This window comes from Kosakonia sp. H7A (assembly GCF_003028445.1).
In the GTDB taxonomy this organism is placed as follows: Bacteria; Pseudomonadota; Gammaproteobacteria; order Enterobacterales; family Enterobacteriaceae; genus Kosakonia; species Kosakonia radicincitans.
Map to the genome: position 1 here is coordinate 1 of NZ_PYTZ01000070.1, position 524 is coordinate 524.

The window sequence follows — 524 nt, forward strand, 5'->3', positions numbered from 1 at the left end:
AGCGGCGAAGGAAAATCCATCACCAGTCACACTCTCAGCCCAGATGATGGGGAGCAGCCCCTTCGCCTTCGTTGTTCGCAGTTGATCCTTGTGCCGGTTCCAAACCAACGGCCCCGTTGATACTGCATAACCGATATCCAACAGACGGGTTTCCATGCCAGCCATGGTGTCCATGAACGTCGCATCGGCTTCGGTCCGAGGAAGGAGCCAGGGGTCACCAGAAGAACCTATGGTAACGGTCCCTAGGCGATGAACGGCAGCCGCGTTGAGGCCCTTGGGCACAACCAGAGAAACGGTGGCCGCACCTTTTCCTTTCCCCACACGATAGGTGGTCAGAAGGGTCTCTTGGAGAACATCATCAAACACCCCGTCACGGTCAGCCACGAGGTCGAAAGCGATCGGGCGTGCCTCGGTGGACAACAGGCGTCGAAGCTCCTTGAAGTACTGTCCACCCAGGAATGACGTGGGGGTAAGGTACGCCACCACTCCGTCTGGCTTGGCAAGCCGAAGGGCTAGATCTGTGA

1 pseudogene is annotated in these 524 nt (G+C 58.0%); it reads right to left on the reverse strand.

The annotated features are described in order from the left end of the window. Window positions 1–420 (reverse strand): annotated as a pseudogene (locus CWM66_RS28220) (hypothetical protein); the annotation flags it as partial. Between the last annotated feature and the right edge of the window lie 104 nt (window positions 421–524).